12 protein-coding genes are annotated in these 14921 nt (G+C 69.2%); 6 read left to right on the top strand and 6 right to left on the bottom strand.

Annotated features, from left to right (window positions below):
- The first annotated feature begins 153 nt into the window (after positions 1-153).
- From AC6CH2_RS15965 to AC6CH2_RS15940, 6 genes are all read left to right on the top strand, one after another.
- Positions 154-2058, top strand: coding sequence for an N-acetylmuramoyl-L-alanine amidase (locus AC6CH2_RS15965; RefSeq protein WP_498270063.1), 1905 nt, complete (start codon positions 154-156; stop codon positions 2056-2058).
- A gap of 186 nt (positions 2059-2244) precedes the next feature.
- Positions 2245-4407 carry a SpoIID/LytB domain-containing protein gene (locus AC6CH2_RS15960; RefSeq protein WP_498270062.1) on the top strand — a complete coding sequence of 721 codons (2163 nt, stop codon included), beginning with the start codon at positions 2245-2247 and terminating at the stop codon, positions 4405-4407.
- 62 nt (positions 4408-4469) lie between these two features.
- Complete coding sequence (locus AC6CH2_RS15955) at positions 4470-5258, top strand: M23 family metallopeptidase (RefSeq protein WP_498270061.1); 789 nt, start codon at positions 4470-4472, stop codon at positions 5256-5258.
- 153 nt (positions 5259-5411) lie between these two features.
- A complete protein-coding gene (locus AC6CH2_RS15950) occupies positions 5412-6332 on the top strand; it encodes a HEAT repeat domain-containing protein (RefSeq protein WP_498270060.1) in 921 nt (306 codons plus the stop codon).
- Between the two features lie 520 nt (positions 6333-6852).
- A complete protein-coding gene (locus AC6CH2_RS15945) occupies positions 6853-7062 on the top strand; it encodes a cold-shock protein (protein WP_031371060.1) in 210 nt (69 codons plus the stop codon).
- 248 nt (positions 7063-7310) lie between these two features.
- Complete coding sequence (locus AC6CH2_RS15940) at positions 7311-7862, top strand: DUF6630 family protein (protein ID WP_498270059.1); 552 nt, start codon at positions 7311-7313, stop codon at positions 7860-7862.
- A gap of 121 nt (positions 7863-7983) precedes the next feature.
- Here the strand turns inward: AC6CH2_RS15940 and AC6CH2_RS15935 are convergent, their stop codons facing one another.
- The 6 genes from AC6CH2_RS15935 to AC6CH2_RS15910 form a co-directional block, all read right to left on the bottom strand.
- Entirely contained in the window at positions 7984-8997 is a 1014-nt protein-coding gene (locus AC6CH2_RS15935) for a glycosyltransferase (RefSeq protein ID WP_498270058.1), read from the bottom strand.
- On the bottom strand, positions 8994-10319 hold the full coding sequence (locus AC6CH2_RS15930; protein WP_498270057.1) for a condensation domain-containing protein: 1326 nt from the start codon (positions 10317-10319) through the stop codon (positions 8994-8996). The genes AC6CH2_RS15935 and AC6CH2_RS15930 overlap by 4 nt, the downstream gene beginning before the upstream one ends.
- Positions 10320-10489: 170 nt before the next feature.
- Positions 10490-12112: an N-acetylmuramoyl-L-alanine amidase gene (locus AC6CH2_RS15925; protein WP_498270056.1), complete on the bottom strand. Its 1623-nt coding sequence runs from the start codon at positions 12110-12112 to the stop codon at positions 10490-10492.
- A 449-nt stretch (positions 12113-12561) separates the two neighbouring features.
- Positions 12562-12879 carry a hypothetical protein gene (locus AC6CH2_RS15920; RefSeq protein WP_498270055.1) on the bottom strand — a complete coding sequence of 106 codons (318 nt, stop codon included), beginning with the start codon at positions 12877-12879 and terminating at the stop codon, positions 12562-12564.
- Positions 12880-12904: 25 nt separating this feature from the next.
- Entirely contained in the window at positions 12905-13390 is a 486-nt protein-coding gene (locus AC6CH2_RS15915; protein WP_498270054.1) for a pyridoxamine 5'-phosphate oxidase family protein, read from the bottom strand.
- Positions 13391-13562: 172 nt separating this feature from the next.
- Positions 13563-14888, bottom strand: a complete 1326-nt coding sequence (locus tag AC6CH2_RS15910) for an MFS transporter (RefSeq protein ID WP_498270053.1) — start codon at positions 14886-14888, stop codon at positions 13563-13565.
- Positions 14889-14921 lie beyond the last annotated feature (33 nt).

Genomic DNA, 14921 nt, shown 5'->3' with positions numbered 1-14921 from the left:
TGAGACCGCGCGCCGGCCGGCGCAGTTCAGGGGTGACGGGGGTCGCGGATCGCGATATTGCCGGGCGAAACCGCCTCGAACAGCACTTGCCAGTCAGGCAAATGCAGTACAAGGACCCCGCGGGGAATTTTTAATTCTCATGGGGAAACAAAAATGAACAAATATTCCGAACGCCGGTTCGCTACCTGCCTGCCGTCGTCGTTGTCGCTCGCCGTGGCCGGCCTGTTGGCCCTCGCCGCACCCTGGCTCGCCATCGCCGCACCGGCGCCCGAAGACCGGGCCCTGGCCCAGCGCCTGCAGATCGAGGAATCGCTGGCGCGGGTCGACCGCGCCGTCTACGCCGACTACTTCCGCCAGGCCTATGCGCGCTATCCGGCGATCCCGGCGGGCACGCTCGAAGCGGTCGCCTACGTGATGAGCCGGTGGCAGCACCTGCAGCCCGGCGCGGCCCAGTACGGCGACCAGCACCAGCACATGCCGCGCTCTTACGGCGTCATGGGCCTGTACCGTGGCGAAGGTTTCGCCGACCAGGTCGGCGAGGGCGCCAAGCTGCTCGGCGTGCCCGCGGCGCGGGTGCAACGCGATCCCTTGAGCAACATCCTCGCCGCCGCCGCCTTGCTCGATCGCGAGTTGCGCGCCGACGGCGTCGGCGCGAAGGCTGCACCGGAGGCCACGCGCGCGGCGCTGGAGCGTTACGCCGGCTTCGCCCGCGGTGGCGTCGCACGCAGCGCCATCCAGGACCACGCGCGTTCGAGCTTCGCGTTCGACGTGCTGCTGGCCCAGGACAAGGGCGTCAACGACCGCGGCATCGTCGTGCCCGAACGTGCCGTCGCCTGGGAACGCGCCTTCGACGCGCGCAAGCTCGTGCAGTTGCGCGCACCGTTCGTGCGCCTGGACCTGGCCCGCGACCGGGTCGAGGCGCAAGGCCTGAAACGCGGCGACTACGCGATCGACCCGCTCAGCGAAACCCTGACCGCGCCGAGCCTCGACAGCGCCGACACCAAGAGCACCGACTACGGCCCGGCGCTGTGGGTGGCCTCGCCCTACCACTCCACCCGCAATTCCTACGACTCGGTCACCATCCACACGATGCAGGGCTATTACGCCGGCAGCATCTCCTGGTTCCAGAACAACCCCAACAGCGTCAGCGCGCATTACCTGATCCGCAGCTCGGACGGCCAGATCACCCAGATGGTGCGCGAAGACCGCGCCGCCCATCACGTCGGCGTGCACAACCGGACCACCTTGGGCATCGAGCACGAAGGCTTCATCAACAACGCCAGCTGGTACACCAGCGCGATGTACAACGCCTCGGCGGCGCTGACCCGGCACTTCTGCGCGCGCTACAGCGCGATCAGTTGCGCCAGCGCCTTCCGCGGCCCGGCCGGCACCGGCATCAACGTCCTGCCGACCAGCGTCAAGGTCAAGGGCCACCAGCACTACAGCAGCCAGACCCACACCGATCCCGGCATCAACTGGGATTGGGCGCGCTACTACAACCTGCTCAATCCCGGCAGCGGCACCGGCACGGTGATCGACAGCTTCGAGAGCACGGTCGGCCATTTCGACACCGGCCCGGCGTACTCGGGCAGCACCACCGGCATCGCCGCGACCTCGCTCGGCGAGCGCAACTGCGCGACCCGCAAGAACGGCGAATGCTCGCTGCGCGTGCTGCTCAAGGACGACACCGCCAGCGCCAGCGACTGGGCGGTGCGGCTGTTGTCGGCCAGCGGCACGCCGGCCAGCAACGCCGCGCTGACCCGCGCCAACGGCAAGGTCGGGTTCTGGGTCTACACCGGCGCGACCGGCATGAGCGCCGCGCTCGGCATCGACGACAGCGACGGCACCGAGCGTTCGGTCAGCCGCGCGATCCCGGCCGGCACCTGGACTTACCTGGAGTGGCGCCTGGACGACGCCGCGCAGTGGGACGCCTGGGTCGGCAACGCCAACGGCGCGATCACCGCCAGCACGGTCAAGCTCGATGCGATCTGGCTGTACCGCGACCAGACCAGCTACGACGTCAACCTTTATCTCGACGACGTCCAGGTCAAGTACTGATCAGGTATCGATCGAGTACTGATCGGGTCCCGATCCGAGAGTTCCATCGCCGATCCCACCGCGCGCAGGCCGGCCTCCCGCAACCGGCCTGCGCGCCTCGGATCTTCGCGGCCGCACGCGCACCCGTTCCACCGCCCGGCGGCATGCAGCGCCTGCGGCCGGCTCGTCTTCCACAGGGGATCGTCCATGTCCGAGCACTCGCAAGCGCCCGCCGCGGCGAGCCCGCCGCATCCGCCGCGCCCGTCGCACCGTGTGCCGACCTGGCTCGCGGTCCTGGCCGTGTTGCTGGCCGGCGCGGTGTTCGCGCAATGGTTGCGCGCGCCCGCTGCGAGCCAGCGCACGATCGGCACCGGCCCGGCCGCGCCGACGGCCCATAACGCCACCGCCAGCCGCGCGCTGGAGATCCGCGTACGCGACAGCGTCAGCGGCCGCGCGCTCGAATCGCACCTGGTGGTGATCGCGCGCGGCGCCGCGGCGCGCGTGCACGACCTCGGCATCACCACCCGTGGCGGCCGCGTCGCCGACCTGAGCGAAGGCCGCTATGAGCTGATCGTCAGTGCGCCGGGTTACGACAGCCTCAGCACCGGGGTCGAAATCGATACCGCGCCGGTGCTGCCGCTGACCGTGTGGCTGCCGCCGTCGATGCCGTCCGAGGCGCTGGACCTGCTGGCGCTGAAGGCCGCGGCCTGCGCGCAGTGCGCAGTGTTCAGCGGCCACGTCTACGACCGCAGCGGTCGGCCGCTCGCCGGCGCGCAGGTGCGCAGCAGCCAGGGCGCACGTACGAGCGCCGACGGCGACGGCTATTTCGAGTTGCCCGCGCAGCTGCCGCGCGCCCTGGCGCGCGACAGCGAGGCTTTGCCGGCGACCATCGAGCTCAGCGTCAGCGCCCGGGGCTATCGCAACCAGCGCCTGACCGGCCTGCCGCTGCTCAACGACAGCCGCCATCTGATCGTCGACCTCGACGCCGGCGCCGGATCGGAAGTAGTCGTCGACCGCAGCCACGTGCAAGTGCGTGCGCGCCAGCGCGAAGACCAGCAGCGGCCGCGTTCGGCCGCCGATGCCTTGCAGGCCGAAGCCGAGGTCGCCGCCGAGCAGGACGCGGGGCTGGATCCGGCGAACCCGGCTTCGCTCGCGACCGCGCAACGCCTCGCGGCGCAGGCGGCCAGCGTGCCGGTGCCGTCGAGCATCCGGGTCGGCACCAATTGTTCGGGCCGTTCCTGCACCGGCGTATCGGTGTACGGCTTCGAAGACTATGTCGGCCGCGGCCTCGACGAAGAATGGATTCCGTCCTGGGACGCCGATTCGCTCGCCGCCGGCGCCGTCGCCTACCGCAGCTATGCCGCCTATTACGTCGCCCATCCGGTCAACAGCCGCTACGACATCTGCAACAGCACCTCGTGCCAGGCCTTCAACGGCGACAGCGTGTCGGCGACGGTCGCGGCCGCGGCGGCCACGCGCGGCGTGCTGCTGACCCGCGACGGCAGGACCGCAGCCTTCAGCGAGTACTCCTCGGAGAACAACGCCTGGGAAGACCCCGGCGACGGGCTGTCCTGCGTCAACAACGACCTGAGCTGCGGCAACGGCCGCAACGGTTCCCCGCGCAACAACTGGCCGTGCCTGTCCGACGAGGTCGGGCGCAATCGCGGCTGCTTCGGCCACGGCCGCGGCATGAGCCAATGGGGCACTCAGCGCTGGGCCGCGAACCACGGCCGCGACTGGCGCTGGATCGCCAACCATTACTTCAATAACAACAACAGCCCCGGCGGCATGCGCAACGCCTTCCTCGCCAACGAGGGCGGCGCTCCCGGCGGCGGCGCGCTCGTGCTCGACGGCTTCGAGAGCGGCGTCGGCCATTTCGCCAGCGCGCCGACCGCCTCGGGCAGCACCGCCGGCGTATCGACCGCATCGCTGGCGCAGCAGGACTGCGGCACGCGCAAGAACGGCAGTTGCTCGCTGCGCGTACTGCTCAAGGACGATCCCGCCGTGGCCACCGCCTGGGCGGTGCGCCTGCTGTCGGGCGGCGGCACGCCGGCCAACAACGTCGAGCTGGTGCGCAGCGGCGGCAAGGTCGGCTTCTGGGTCTACACCGGCGCCAGCGGGCTCAGCGCGAGCCTGAGCATCGACGACAGCGACGGCACCGAGCGCGCGGTCGGCCGCGCGATCCCGAGCGGGCAGTGGACCTGGCTGGAATGGTCGCTCGGCGACGCCGCGCAGTGGAACGCCTGGGCCGGCGCCAGCAACGGCGCGATCGACGCCGCCAGCGTGCGCCTGGATGCGGTCTGGTTCCTGCGCGATCAGACCAGCTACGACGTGAATCTCTACCTGGACGACGTCCAGATCGTGCACTGAACTCTTCAACCGCGTCGCGCCGTCGGCAACGGCGCGGCCTTCACCGATGGAGTACCTCCGCCATGAACGCAGTCACCGCAAAACGCTTACGACTTCGCGGCCTGTCCGCGCTGTTCGCCTTCGCCGCCTTGTTCGCCACCGCCGCCGAAGCCGCTCCGAACTTCCAGATGCCGTTCCCCTGCGGCCAGACCTGGGCCGGCCAGACCCGCTCCAACCATCGCCCGCAGAACGCGGTCGACTTCAATCGCGCCAACGACGAAGGCGACACCGTGGTCGCCTCGGTCGGCGGCACGGTCAGCGTGGTGCGCAACCTCGGCGACACCAGCTACGGCAAGTACGTGGTGATCGACCACGGCGGCGGCTGGAGCACGCTGTACGCGCACCTGAATTCGTACTCGGTCTCGGTCGGCCAGAACGTCGCCGCCGGCCGGGCGATCGGCACCGTGGGCAACACCGGCGGCTCGTTCGGCGCCCACCTGCACTTCGAAGAGCGCCTGAACGGCACCGCCCAGCGCATCCGCTTCAACGGCGCATTGATCAAGTACTTCGACGAAAGCGGCAACAGCACCAACTACACCAGCCGCAACAGCTGCAGCGGCGGAACCGGTTCGGGCACGGTCAACACCAACGGCACGCCGCTCAACGTGCGTTCCGGCCCCGGCACCTCGTACTCGATCGTCGGCAGCCTCGCCGACGGCACCGCGGTGACGATCCAGTGCCAGACCACCGGCACCTCGGTGACCGGTACCTACGGCACCAGCAACATCTGGAACCGGATCGGCAGCGGCCGCTTCATTCCCGATGCCTACACCTACACCGGCTCGGACGGGCGCGTCGCACCGCCTTGTTGACCGATGCGGCGGCGCTAGTCCGGCTGCCCTCGGCGACCCCTCTCCCGCCAACGGAGAGGGGTCGTGTTGCGCGCGAGTCGGCGGATGGGCCGCCCCGGGGCGCAACGGCCGCCGCGTTATCCTGCGACGAGGTTCTGCCGGTTTGAAATGCATATGAGACCCAGCCAGGTGCTGATGATCGCCCTCGTCTCGGCCGCTCTGGGCGGCGCGCTCGGCGCCCATCTGGCGCGCCGGGAGGGGGCGGCCGCGCCGGCCGCGGCTGCACCATCGTCTCCGGCACCGGCACCGGTACCGGCGACGCACCGGCCGGCCAGGATCGATGCGGCGACGGGCCCGGACTACCTGGTGCTCGGCAACGAACGGATCAGTTTCGAATCGCTGCGGCAACGCGCCAGCCGCGATCCGGCCTTCCTGCACAGTCTGCTGCAGCGCTACCGCAACGAACGCGACCTGGCCGCCCGCGGCGAACTGCTGGCCCTGCTCAATGCGGTGTCGGGCGAGGAGGTGTTGCGCTTCGCCCTGTCGCTGGCCGCCAGCACCCGGCCCGAGGACGAGCGCGACGGCCTGGAGCTGTTGCGCGGCTACTCGATGGACCGGCCGGAGGTCCGCCGGACCCTGTTGGCCAAGCTCGAACGCGGCGGCGACCCGCAGCGCATGGGCGAACTGGTGGCGATGCTGACCCCGGCGACGATGCCGAGCGAGGACGCCGCGCCGGTGGTCGCCGAATTGGCGGCGCTGGCCCGCCACCCCGACCCGAACCTGCGTGCGCAGGCGGTGCTGCAGCTCGCCCAATGGGACGACGGCGAGCAGGTCGAGGACCTGTTGCACCGCGCGATCCTCGACAGCTCGGCGGAAGTGCGTGCGAAGGCGATCGCCGGCGTGCAGGGGTCGGGCATCCGCAGCGATCGCCTCAAGGAGGCCCTGCTCGCCATCGCCGCCGACCCGGCCAGCAGCGCGGCCGACCGCGGCGCGGCGACCTTCGCCCTGCAACAGTTCCGCCTCAACCGCGCCGAGTACGGGATCTGGCGCCGTGCCCAGGCGCAGGCCGACGAGGACGGCGGCGAAGGGCGGTGAGGCCTTTGGCGGGGTGTCGGCCGGGGTGCGCTGCGGGTGGTTTGGCGCGAATCGGGGTTCCAGGGGCCGTCAGGGGGCGGGTTCGCCTCCGCTTTGGCGGCCGTATGGCATCAGCGAATATGAACGTCGTTCAGGTTGGATGCAGCGAGCGGATTTCGTTTATCCGGTGCCAACGCGTCCAATCGCCAGAAATAAAATTGTAAAATCGATATAAATCAATAGGATGAAGGTGCGCCGCCAGTCTGTCGGGGCGGTTCTGCGCCGCCCGGCGGCCGAAGGCATGTTCCAAACCGTGCGCTGGATCGCCTAATCGAATGAACGCGGATACGTTTCTCCAATTGATTTTCCCTCTCGACGCCACTACGGTGTACGAGCTGAGTTCGTCAAGGGTCACCGTAGGTCGTGACCCGATGCCGTAGATCGCTGATCCACTCCATCGTTCCACCTCGCTTCCTCCTTGCAACCAGCCCCAACGCCGCGAAAGCGGCATTCCAACACAACGTTTCAAGGAGTAAGCAACATGTCGGATCGTGAGATCGGTACTGTCAAGTGGTTCAACGACGCCAAGGGTTTTGGTTTCATCAGCCGCGAGAGCGGCGATGACGTGTTCGTGCATTTCCGCGCGATCCAGGGCCAGGGCTTCAAGAGCCTGCAGGAAGGCCAGAAGGTCTCCTTCGTCGTGACGCAGGGCCAGAAGGGCCTGCAAGCCGACCAGGTGCAGGCGGTCTGAACCCTCGGGTTCAACGCTGACCTCGCTGCCCGCCGCAAGGCCGGGCGGCATCGGGAAGCCCGGCGCAAGCCGGGCTTCTTCGTTTTTGGGCCCGGCCGTGCCGGGTCTGTTCATTCCGAGGCCGAGCAGGTCGCGCCTCTGGGTTCCAAGGCCTGCGGTGCCGGGCCTGGCCGCATCCGTCCCTCGCTCCGGCTTTCCAATCCGGCCGCCAGGTCGCACCATTTCCTACCCCACAGCGACCCAAAGCCATGAGCGCACCCGATAACGACTCCGACTACGAAGGCGACGAACCGCTCGAGTTCGCCGGCGGCGACAGCGACGAGGAGCTCGACGAAGAGGCTCTGGTCTGGCAACTGCTGTTGCTGATCAACCCCGGCGACGAGGACACCGCGCTGCAGCAGTTCGCGCGCTACCGCGAAGCCTGCGAGGACGATGCCGACGCCGAGCCGGCCGAGACCATCCAGGAGGTGATCGACTGGACCTCGGGCTATCGCGTCGACTGGAAGGACACCGGCTCGTTCGTCGATGCGATCGCGCAACTGGCCTCGCGCTGGAACCTGCGCGTGGACTGGGGAGTGGAAGACCCGACCGACGAGGAGTTCCTCGACGCCACCGACGTGCCCGAGCTGATGGCCAAGGCCTTCGTGCGCCTGCGCGAACACGGCTACACCTTGTGGAACCGCGACACCGGCGCCGACATGTACGCCGGCTGGATCACCCTGCGCCGCGACGACGAGAACATGGAAGCGGTGGCCGCCGCGCTCGGCATCGACATCCGCCTGGGCAGCGACGCCTACTGATCCGCGGGTCGCGGCAAACCGTTCCTACCGCTGTGCTTCGGGGCAGGAGCGGCGCGAGCCGCGACCACGACCTCGCAAGAGCCCGCGCCTGCTTCAACCGCTTACGCGTCGGGCGTATTCCTCAATGCCGGCAGAACGCCGCCAATCGCGGGTGGCGTTCCTCGAACGCCCCGAGCCGGCCGAACACGCCGTCGAAATAGCCGACCGCGATGGCGACGATCTTGCGCAGCTTATGTTCCTCGCACACCAGCACGCACAGCACCTGGTGCAGGGTCAGCAACTCGATCAGCCAGTGCACCGACCAGCGCGAAGCGTTCGAGCGCAGCGCGTGCACGGCGTTGCGCGAGGCGTAGTAGCGGCGCCAGGCGACGTGGTTGCTGGTGGAAAATATCCCGCGCTTGACGAAGCGCCCGACCTGCTGGCGCATCTCGACCGCGGCGTTGACGTAGACCGGGATGCCCTGGCGGGTCGCGCGCAGGCCGTACTCGATGTCGACGTACTCGATGAAGTAATCCTCGCGGAACGCGCCGAGTTCGCGATAGGCCGCGGCCGAGATCGCCGAGCCGGAGGAAATCACGAACAGGGTCGGGATCAGGCCTTCGCGGCGCTCGTCGATCCGTTCCGGCCGCGGCATCCGCCCGGCCGGCGAGAACACCGGCAGATAGCGGCCGAGGTTGGCCTCGAACACTTTCGGCCCGAGCACGAAGGCCTGGCTGTCGACCCGGGCGCAGGCCTGCATCATCTCGGCGAAGAACTCCGGTCCCAGCTGCGAGTCCTGGTCGAGCAGGAACACCACCTGGCAGCCGCGCGCGAGCAAGGCCTCGACGCCGCGGTTGTAGGCGCCGGAGATGCCGCCGGCGTTGCGGTTGAACAGCACCTCGATGCCGGCGCCGCGCAGGCGTTCGTGCAAGTCGGTGTCGGCCTCGGGCGAGTTGTCGACCGCGACGACGTGACGGCAGGCCGCATGCGCATGGTCGAGATGAATCAAGTGCGAGGCGTCCGGATGCCACAGCACGAACACCACGCCAAAGGCACGAGGATCGATCGCACGCTCGGCCTGAGCCGGCTCGACCGCGCGGTCGCCGGGCGGCGGCCCATACGGCGCGTCCGCGTCGAGGTCGCGATCCACCTTCATGCGGCTTCCCGCACCGACAGGATGTCGGTCTCGGCCGGCTTGGCGGTGCGGCCGCGCTCCCACAGCGAGGCGATGACCTGGTCGCGGATCGCTTCGGCCTGCTCGCGCGGCAACGAGTGCTCGTCGGACATGAAGCTGAAATCCAGTTCGCCGGCGAAGCCCGACATCAGCACCGAGGTGGTGGTGCGCCAGGGCAGGTGCAGGCTCGGGCTGTACACGGTTTCCAGGTGGAAGCCGTGGTAGTCGCGCGGCATCTCGATGCGGCCGACGTTGGACAGGGTCACGTCATAGGCATCGAGGTCCGAGCGGCGTTCGGCGATGAACTGGTCGAACACCGAGTGCAGCAGCTCCAGGCCGATGAAGAACTCGTAGACGTTGCGGGCCAGGCGTTCGATGCGCTGATTGAGGCGGGCCTTGAACGCGCGCGCCTGGTTCCAGTAGCCGGCTTCGTCGATTTGGTCCGGCGGGGTGCGGTTGTCGAGGGCGACGATGGCGCCGGGCGCGGACGCGAACAGGCTGTCGGCGCTGAGCCGCGGCAGGAACTTGCGGATGTCGACCGGCACGAACACCTTGCCGTTGGCGCGGTCGCCGCGGATGGTGCGGAACGCCAGCGAGAACGCGACTGCGATCGCGGCGAACACGGTTACCCCTTCGGCGCGCGCGCGCTCGGCCAGGGCCTGGCTGGCTTCGCGCGGCAGCTTCCAGCGCAGTACGTAAAACTCGCCTTGCGGCACCGGCGCGCGCTTGCGCCGCACCGCGAAGAACAGGCGGAACGCCATCGCCTTCCAGCGCGCATTGCGCTGGGCGCGGCGATCGTTGAGCACCTGCGCGGGCAACAGATCCTCCATGCCGTTGACGCTGCTGTGGCGGCCGATGTCGAGGTCGGGGCAGTCGCACAGGGCCAGGGTTTCGCGCAGCAGGGTCACCATCGACAGGCCGTCGCAGATGCAGTGATGACAGGTCAGCAACAGCTCGCCGCCGTCCTGGTCGTAGACCCAGACCGCGCGCATCAGCGGCGCGCGTTCGCTGGCGAAGGCGGTCTCGCGTTCGACATGCGCTTCGCGCTGCCAGTCCTGGTCGCTGTCGCGCACGACCAGGCGCAACGGAATCGGTGCGGGATCGTCCTCAAGCACGATCTGCGGCGCGTCGCCGTCGAGCACGGCGCAGCGCAGCATCGGGTGCTTGAGCTGGATGCGGTCCAGCGCGTGGCGCAGTTGCGCCGGGTCGAGGCGGCCGCGGATGCGCGCGGCCTGGACCAGGGTGAACGGGGTTTCGCGGTCGACGTACATGATCCGCTCGCACAGCATCATCTTTCGTTTCATCGTGTTCTCGAGATCGGGTGACGCCAGCCGGGCCCTCGAGCGCGGCTGGCCAGGGGAACTCGGTGCGGCCGTCAGCCGCTGCGCGGTGCGGCTCCCTCGCCCGAACGGGACGAGGGAGCCGCGGCGACGCGCCCGCCGGCGAGCCCGGCGGCCGCGATCAACGGTCGCGGTCAACAGTCAGGAATCACCGCGCCGTTGTTGTCGCGCGCCTCGTCGTTGCCCCAGCGGCTCAGGTAATACGCCGACACCCAGGCGCCGGCCGGGCCGACGTCGAGATCGGTCTTGAGCCAGTAGTGGTTGTAGCTGGTGCCGACGCGCACTTCCTGACCCCAGGCCTTGCAATAGACGTAGTTCGTGCCCTGGTAAAGGGTGCCGACCGGAGTCAGGGTCGATGGCCATTTGTACCCGGTGGCGTTGGCGAAAGTGTCGACCCAGTACTTGCCCGGCGGGTTCGGCGTGCCGCCGCCGTTGATCAGGCTGTAGTAGCTCGACCACGGAAAATACTTGCCGGGGTCGTAGCGGTTTTCGTTCTGGGTCAGCATGCCGTGGCCTTTGATCCGCACGCTGTCGGGCACCAGATGCCAGCTGTCGTAGCCGGGGCCGTTCCAGGCCGTGCGGCAATCGATGCCGCGGCGCGCGCACAGGCTCTTGGTCAGGCGCGCGGAGGCATTGAGCATCGCCGCCGACCAGTTGCCGGCATCGGCGGCGCGGCCGTCGTGCTCGATGCCGACGGTGTAGTAGTTGTGGTATTTCGCGTGCCAGGCCTGGCGATTCTCCGCCACCATCTGGGTGATCTGGCCGTCGGACTTGCGAATCAGGTAATGCGCCGACACCTGCGCGCTCGGGTTCTGGAACCAGGCGATCGAACCGGCGTAGGAGCCTTCCATGGTGTGCAGGATCACCGCGCTCATCGCGTTGGAGGCGGTGCTGTAGTTGCTCGGACTGGCCGGGTTCCAGACCGCCTCGCCGAAGTCGACCGCCTTGGCGCCGACCTCGGTAGCCGGCCGCGCCGGCCGACCGCCGTGTTGCCCGGCGAGTTGATCGGCGAGCGCGCGGTCGACCCGCACGCGGTCGGCGCCGGCGTCGAGCAGCAGGGCCGGCGCGCGCAGCTTCTGCAATTGTTCGGCGTCGAAGGCGTGTTCGAGCTGCAGCGGTTGCGCCGGGATTTCGACGCCCTGCGCGCTGACGCCGCGTTCGAGGGTCTGCAGCACGCCGTAGGCGAAGCTTTGGCGCGCGTAGTCGGCGATGCCGCCGCTGGAAGCGCCGTAGCCCGCGTAGCGCGCCAGCACCGGCGCCAGCGCCTCGGGCCCGGCGAGGGCGCGGCTGCGCCGCTCGCCCTGGCTGGCGGCGAGCGCCCGGTCGAGCAGGGCGGCGCCGGCGAGGATATTGCTTTGCGGGTCGTCGATGACCTGCTGCGCGCTGCGCCCGATCAGGCGCGCGCCTTCGCCGACCTGATCGGCGAAACCGCCGCCGTGGTACAGGCCCATAACGCCGTAGGAACGCGGCATGTGCACGTCGCGCGGGTTCTGCGCCTCGGGGGCGACGTGGTTCCAGCCGGTTTCGGCGTATGCGATGGCTTCCAGCGAACCGGCCGGCAGGTTCGGATAGCGCGCGTAGGCGCGTCGGAAATACTCGGGGTACGACGCGCGGCGGGCTTGCGCCAACACCTGCGCCTGGGTCTTGTCGAATTCGAAACGCAGTTGGTCTAGGTCGGGACGGCCGGCGGCGCCGGCGAGCGCCGAGGTCAGCAGCAGCGAACAGCCCAGGGCTGCGGCGAGTGAGTGCACATGCATCGAACGATCTCCTTCGGAGTATGTAGTCCGTGGAAAGCCGCGTATGGATCCCGTTCGTTCATTGTCGTGAGCAACCGCAGGGTTTACGTGACCCGTTGCCGGAAACCGGCGCGTTGCGACGCGCCGTTCTGTGCCGGCGCTTCCAGTCCGGCGCTGTAAGGCGCGCGACGCCGGATATTTCAGTTCGATGAATGCATCGCTGCGGCGTACGGACGGGCGCCGATTGCCGCCCCGCTCGGGCGGCGTACTCGCAGTCTCATCGAGCCGGGCCGCGTTCGACGACCGGCATCGTTGCAGTAGAGTGGGGCGGCCGATGCGCTTGGCGCGAGGCCGGTGTTGCCTAGCCGTTCAGAGGCTCGGAAGTGCGCGCATGGCGTGCGCCAAGTAGCTACGCGCAGCGTGGATGCGCGCCGCGCCGGGGCCCGCAAGTCGATGCATGCGAAGTCGGGTCAGGAAGAGCCGTAGTACCAGGCCGCGTAGGGCGTGTTCTTCACCAGCCGCCGGTTCAGGTCGGGCGAGCCGTCCTGCCACCAGACCGAGCCGCGTTCGCCGAGCGCGACTTTGGCGGCATGGACGCGTGCGCGGGCCGCGCGCAACGCGTCGTCGTCGATGGCCGCGCGCACGGCGCGGCGCGCGGCCATCAGTTCCTGCACCAGCGTCTCGCGCTGCTCGGGCGACAGGTGCGGATTGGTCGCACGCCAAAGCCGTTCGTTGACCACCAGATATCGGCCGTCCGGCGTCCGCCGGGGTGTGGCTGTCGAGCCCATCGAGTCAGGTCCGCCGGGGCGCGGCTCAGCGCAGGCTGACCTCGGCGACCTTGTCCTGGTAGTCCTTCTTCGGGTCGACGCCGAGCAACAGTTTCACCCCGGCGAGCAGGTTGTTTTCGTTGAGCCAGATCTCGGCGCGCTCGGCATCCAGGCGCAGCAGGGTCAGTTTGGGATCGTCCTTGCCGCCTTCGAACCAGGCGGCCACGAACGGGTTCCACAGGCGGTCGATGACGGCGCGGTCGCGATCGACGCTCAAGCTGCCGGAGATGCTCGCGAACAGGTCGTGGTCCTTGGCCGAGAACGCGGCGATCGCGCGGTGGCTCGAGGTGAGCTGCTGGGCGAGGGCGTTGTCGGTCGAGGTGAAGAACCACAGCGGGCTGCGATCGTCCTCGAACTGCGCGGTCATCGGCCGAGTGTGGCTGTCGTCGACGCCGTCCAGCCCGAGCATCACGGTGCGGTCGGATTTCAGCGCCTTCCAGAATTTGGCGGCGAGTTCCTGATCGGTGTGCATGGTGGTCCTCCGAGGTGGGGAAGTGCTGCGATCGAAGCAGGCTTCCAACCTAGGTCGGGCGATGTAAGCCGACGGTGAAACGCATGTGAGTGCGCGGACGCGCTGGCCTCCCGCAGTCCGATTCGGCGCTGCGACCGCGCGTTCACCTGCTCTCGACGTGCGCGCGCCGGTCTTACCAGCTGTCTTCGAGCATGCGCGGCTTGCACGCCAGGTAGGCGCCGACGATCAGCACGACGAGGCAGGCGCCGAGCATCGCGAACGGCCACAGCCAACCGTGGCTGAGATCGTGCAACCAACCGAACAACAGGGGACCGAGGCAGCTGAGGGTGTAGCCGAGTCCTTGCATGAAGCCCGACAACGCGGCCGAGCCGGCCGGCGTGCGCGTGCGCAGGTTGATCAGGGTCAACGACAACGGGAAGGTGCTCGGGCCCAGGCCGATCAGCGCGACCCACAGAAAGGTCAACTCCATCGGCGCGAGCAGCAGGCCGGCGAAGCCGCCGAGATAGGCCAGCACGCAGGCGATCACGATCGGGAACGGGTTGGCGATGCGCACCGCGAGCGCCGGCATGCACAGCGCGCTGATCATGCCGAGGGTCGAGAACAGCGCGACCATGCTGCCGCCGAGCGCGGGGCTGCCGCCGGCTTCGATCAGCAGTTTCGGCAGCCAGGTGAACATCGAATAGGTGACCAGCGAAGTCATGCCGAACATCAGCGCCATGCCCCAGGCGACCGGCGAGCGCCAGACCCGGCCCGGCGCGGCGGCGGCCGCGGGCGCGCTCAGTTCGGGCGCTTCGTCGCCGAGGCAGACCGCATCGTCGTGAGCCCGGGCGAGCGCGCGCGCCTGCGCCGAGCGGCCGCGCGCCTGCGCCGAGCGGCCGCGCGCCTGCGCCGAGCGGCCGCGCGCCTCCATCCACAACACCATGATCCACGGCAGCGCCGCGGCCACCGCGACCAGAGACCAAGAGCCCAGCGAGGTGCGCCAGCCGGCGGCGTGGGCCAGCGGCACCGCCGCCAGCGCCGGCAGGATCGTACCGAGCTGCAGCACGGTGATGTAGGCGGTGCTGACCGTGCCGACGCGGTCGGCGAAATAGCGTTTGACCAGCGGCGGCAACACCACGTTGCCGATGCCCATGCCGGCCAGCGCCAGCGCCGAGGCCATCAGCAATTGTCCGGTACCGCCGACGAAGGCGCGCGCGAGCAGGCCGAGCGCGGCCATCGCCATCGCCAGCAAGGCGGCGCGTTCCAGACCGATGCGGTGGGCCAGGGCCGGGGTGGCCACGCCGAACAGCGCGAACGCGGCGGTCGGCACCATGCCGAACAGGCCGGTCATGGTCGAGCCGAAGCCGAACTCGCGCCCGAGCGCGTCGAGCAACGGGGTCAGCGAGGTGACCGCGGTGCGCAGGGTGAACGCCGACAGGACGATGCCGATCAGGACCCAGGCGCGTCCCTGCCACAGCGGGCGTGCGATCGGGGCGGGGACGGCGAGGGTGGCGCTCATGGCAGGGGTCGTCGGTAAAGCGCGCGCCGGCGT

The sequence above is a fragment of the Lysobacter sp. GQ73 genome (assembly GCF_059758755.1).
The sequence above is the reverse complement of the archived record's forward strand: the minus strand, read 5'-3'. Positions and strand labels throughout refer to the sequence as shown.

Bases quoted from the DNA above. Each gene is read 5' to 3' on its own strand.
- AC6CH2_RS15950 (WP_498270060.1), top strand. From the start codon at position 5,412: ATGAGACCCAGCCAGGTGCTGATGATCGCCCTCGTCTCGGCCGCTCTG.
- AC6CH2_RS15930 (WP_498270057.1), bottom strand. From the start codon at position 10,319: ATGAAACGAAAGATGATGCTGTGCGAGCGGATCATGTACGTCGACCGC.
- AC6CH2_RS15945 (WP_031371060.1), top strand. From the start codon at position 6,853: ATGTCGGATCGTGAGATCGGTACTGTCAAGTGGTTCAACGACGCCAAG.
- AC6CH2_RS15910 (WP_498270053.1), bottom strand. From the start codon at position 14,888: ATGAGCGCCACCCTCGCCGTCCCCGCCCCGATCGCACGCCCGCTGTGG.
- AC6CH2_RS15960 (WP_498270062.1), top strand. From the start codon at position 2,245: ATGTCCGAGCACTCGCAAGCGCCCGCCGCGGCGAGCCCGCCGCATCCG.
- AC6CH2_RS15915 (WP_498270054.1), bottom strand. From the start codon at position 13,390: ATGCACACCGATCAGGAACTCGCCGCCAAATTCTGGAAGGCGCTGAAA.
- AC6CH2_RS15940 (WP_498270059.1), top strand. From the start codon at position 7,311: ATGAGCGCACCCGATAACGACTCCGACTACGAAGGCGACGAACCGCTC.
- AC6CH2_RS15955 (WP_498270061.1), top strand. From the start codon at position 4,470: ATGAACGCAGTCACCGCAAAACGCTTACGACTTCGCGGCCTGTCCGCG.
- AC6CH2_RS15935 (WP_498270058.1), bottom strand. From the start codon at position 8,997: ATGAAGGTGGATCGCGACCTCGACGCGGACGCGCCGTATGGGCCGCCG.
- AC6CH2_RS15925 (WP_498270056.1), bottom strand. From the start codon at position 12,112: ATGCATGTGCACTCACTCGCCGCAGCCCTGGGCTGTTCGCTGCTGCTG.
- AC6CH2_RS15920 (WP_498270055.1), bottom strand. From the start codon at position 12,879: ATGGGCTCGACAGCCACACCCCGGCGGACGCCGGACGGCCGATATCTG.
- AC6CH2_RS15965 (WP_498270063.1), top strand. From the start codon at position 154: ATGAACAAATATTCCGAACGCCGGTTCGCTACCTGCCTGCCGTCGTCG.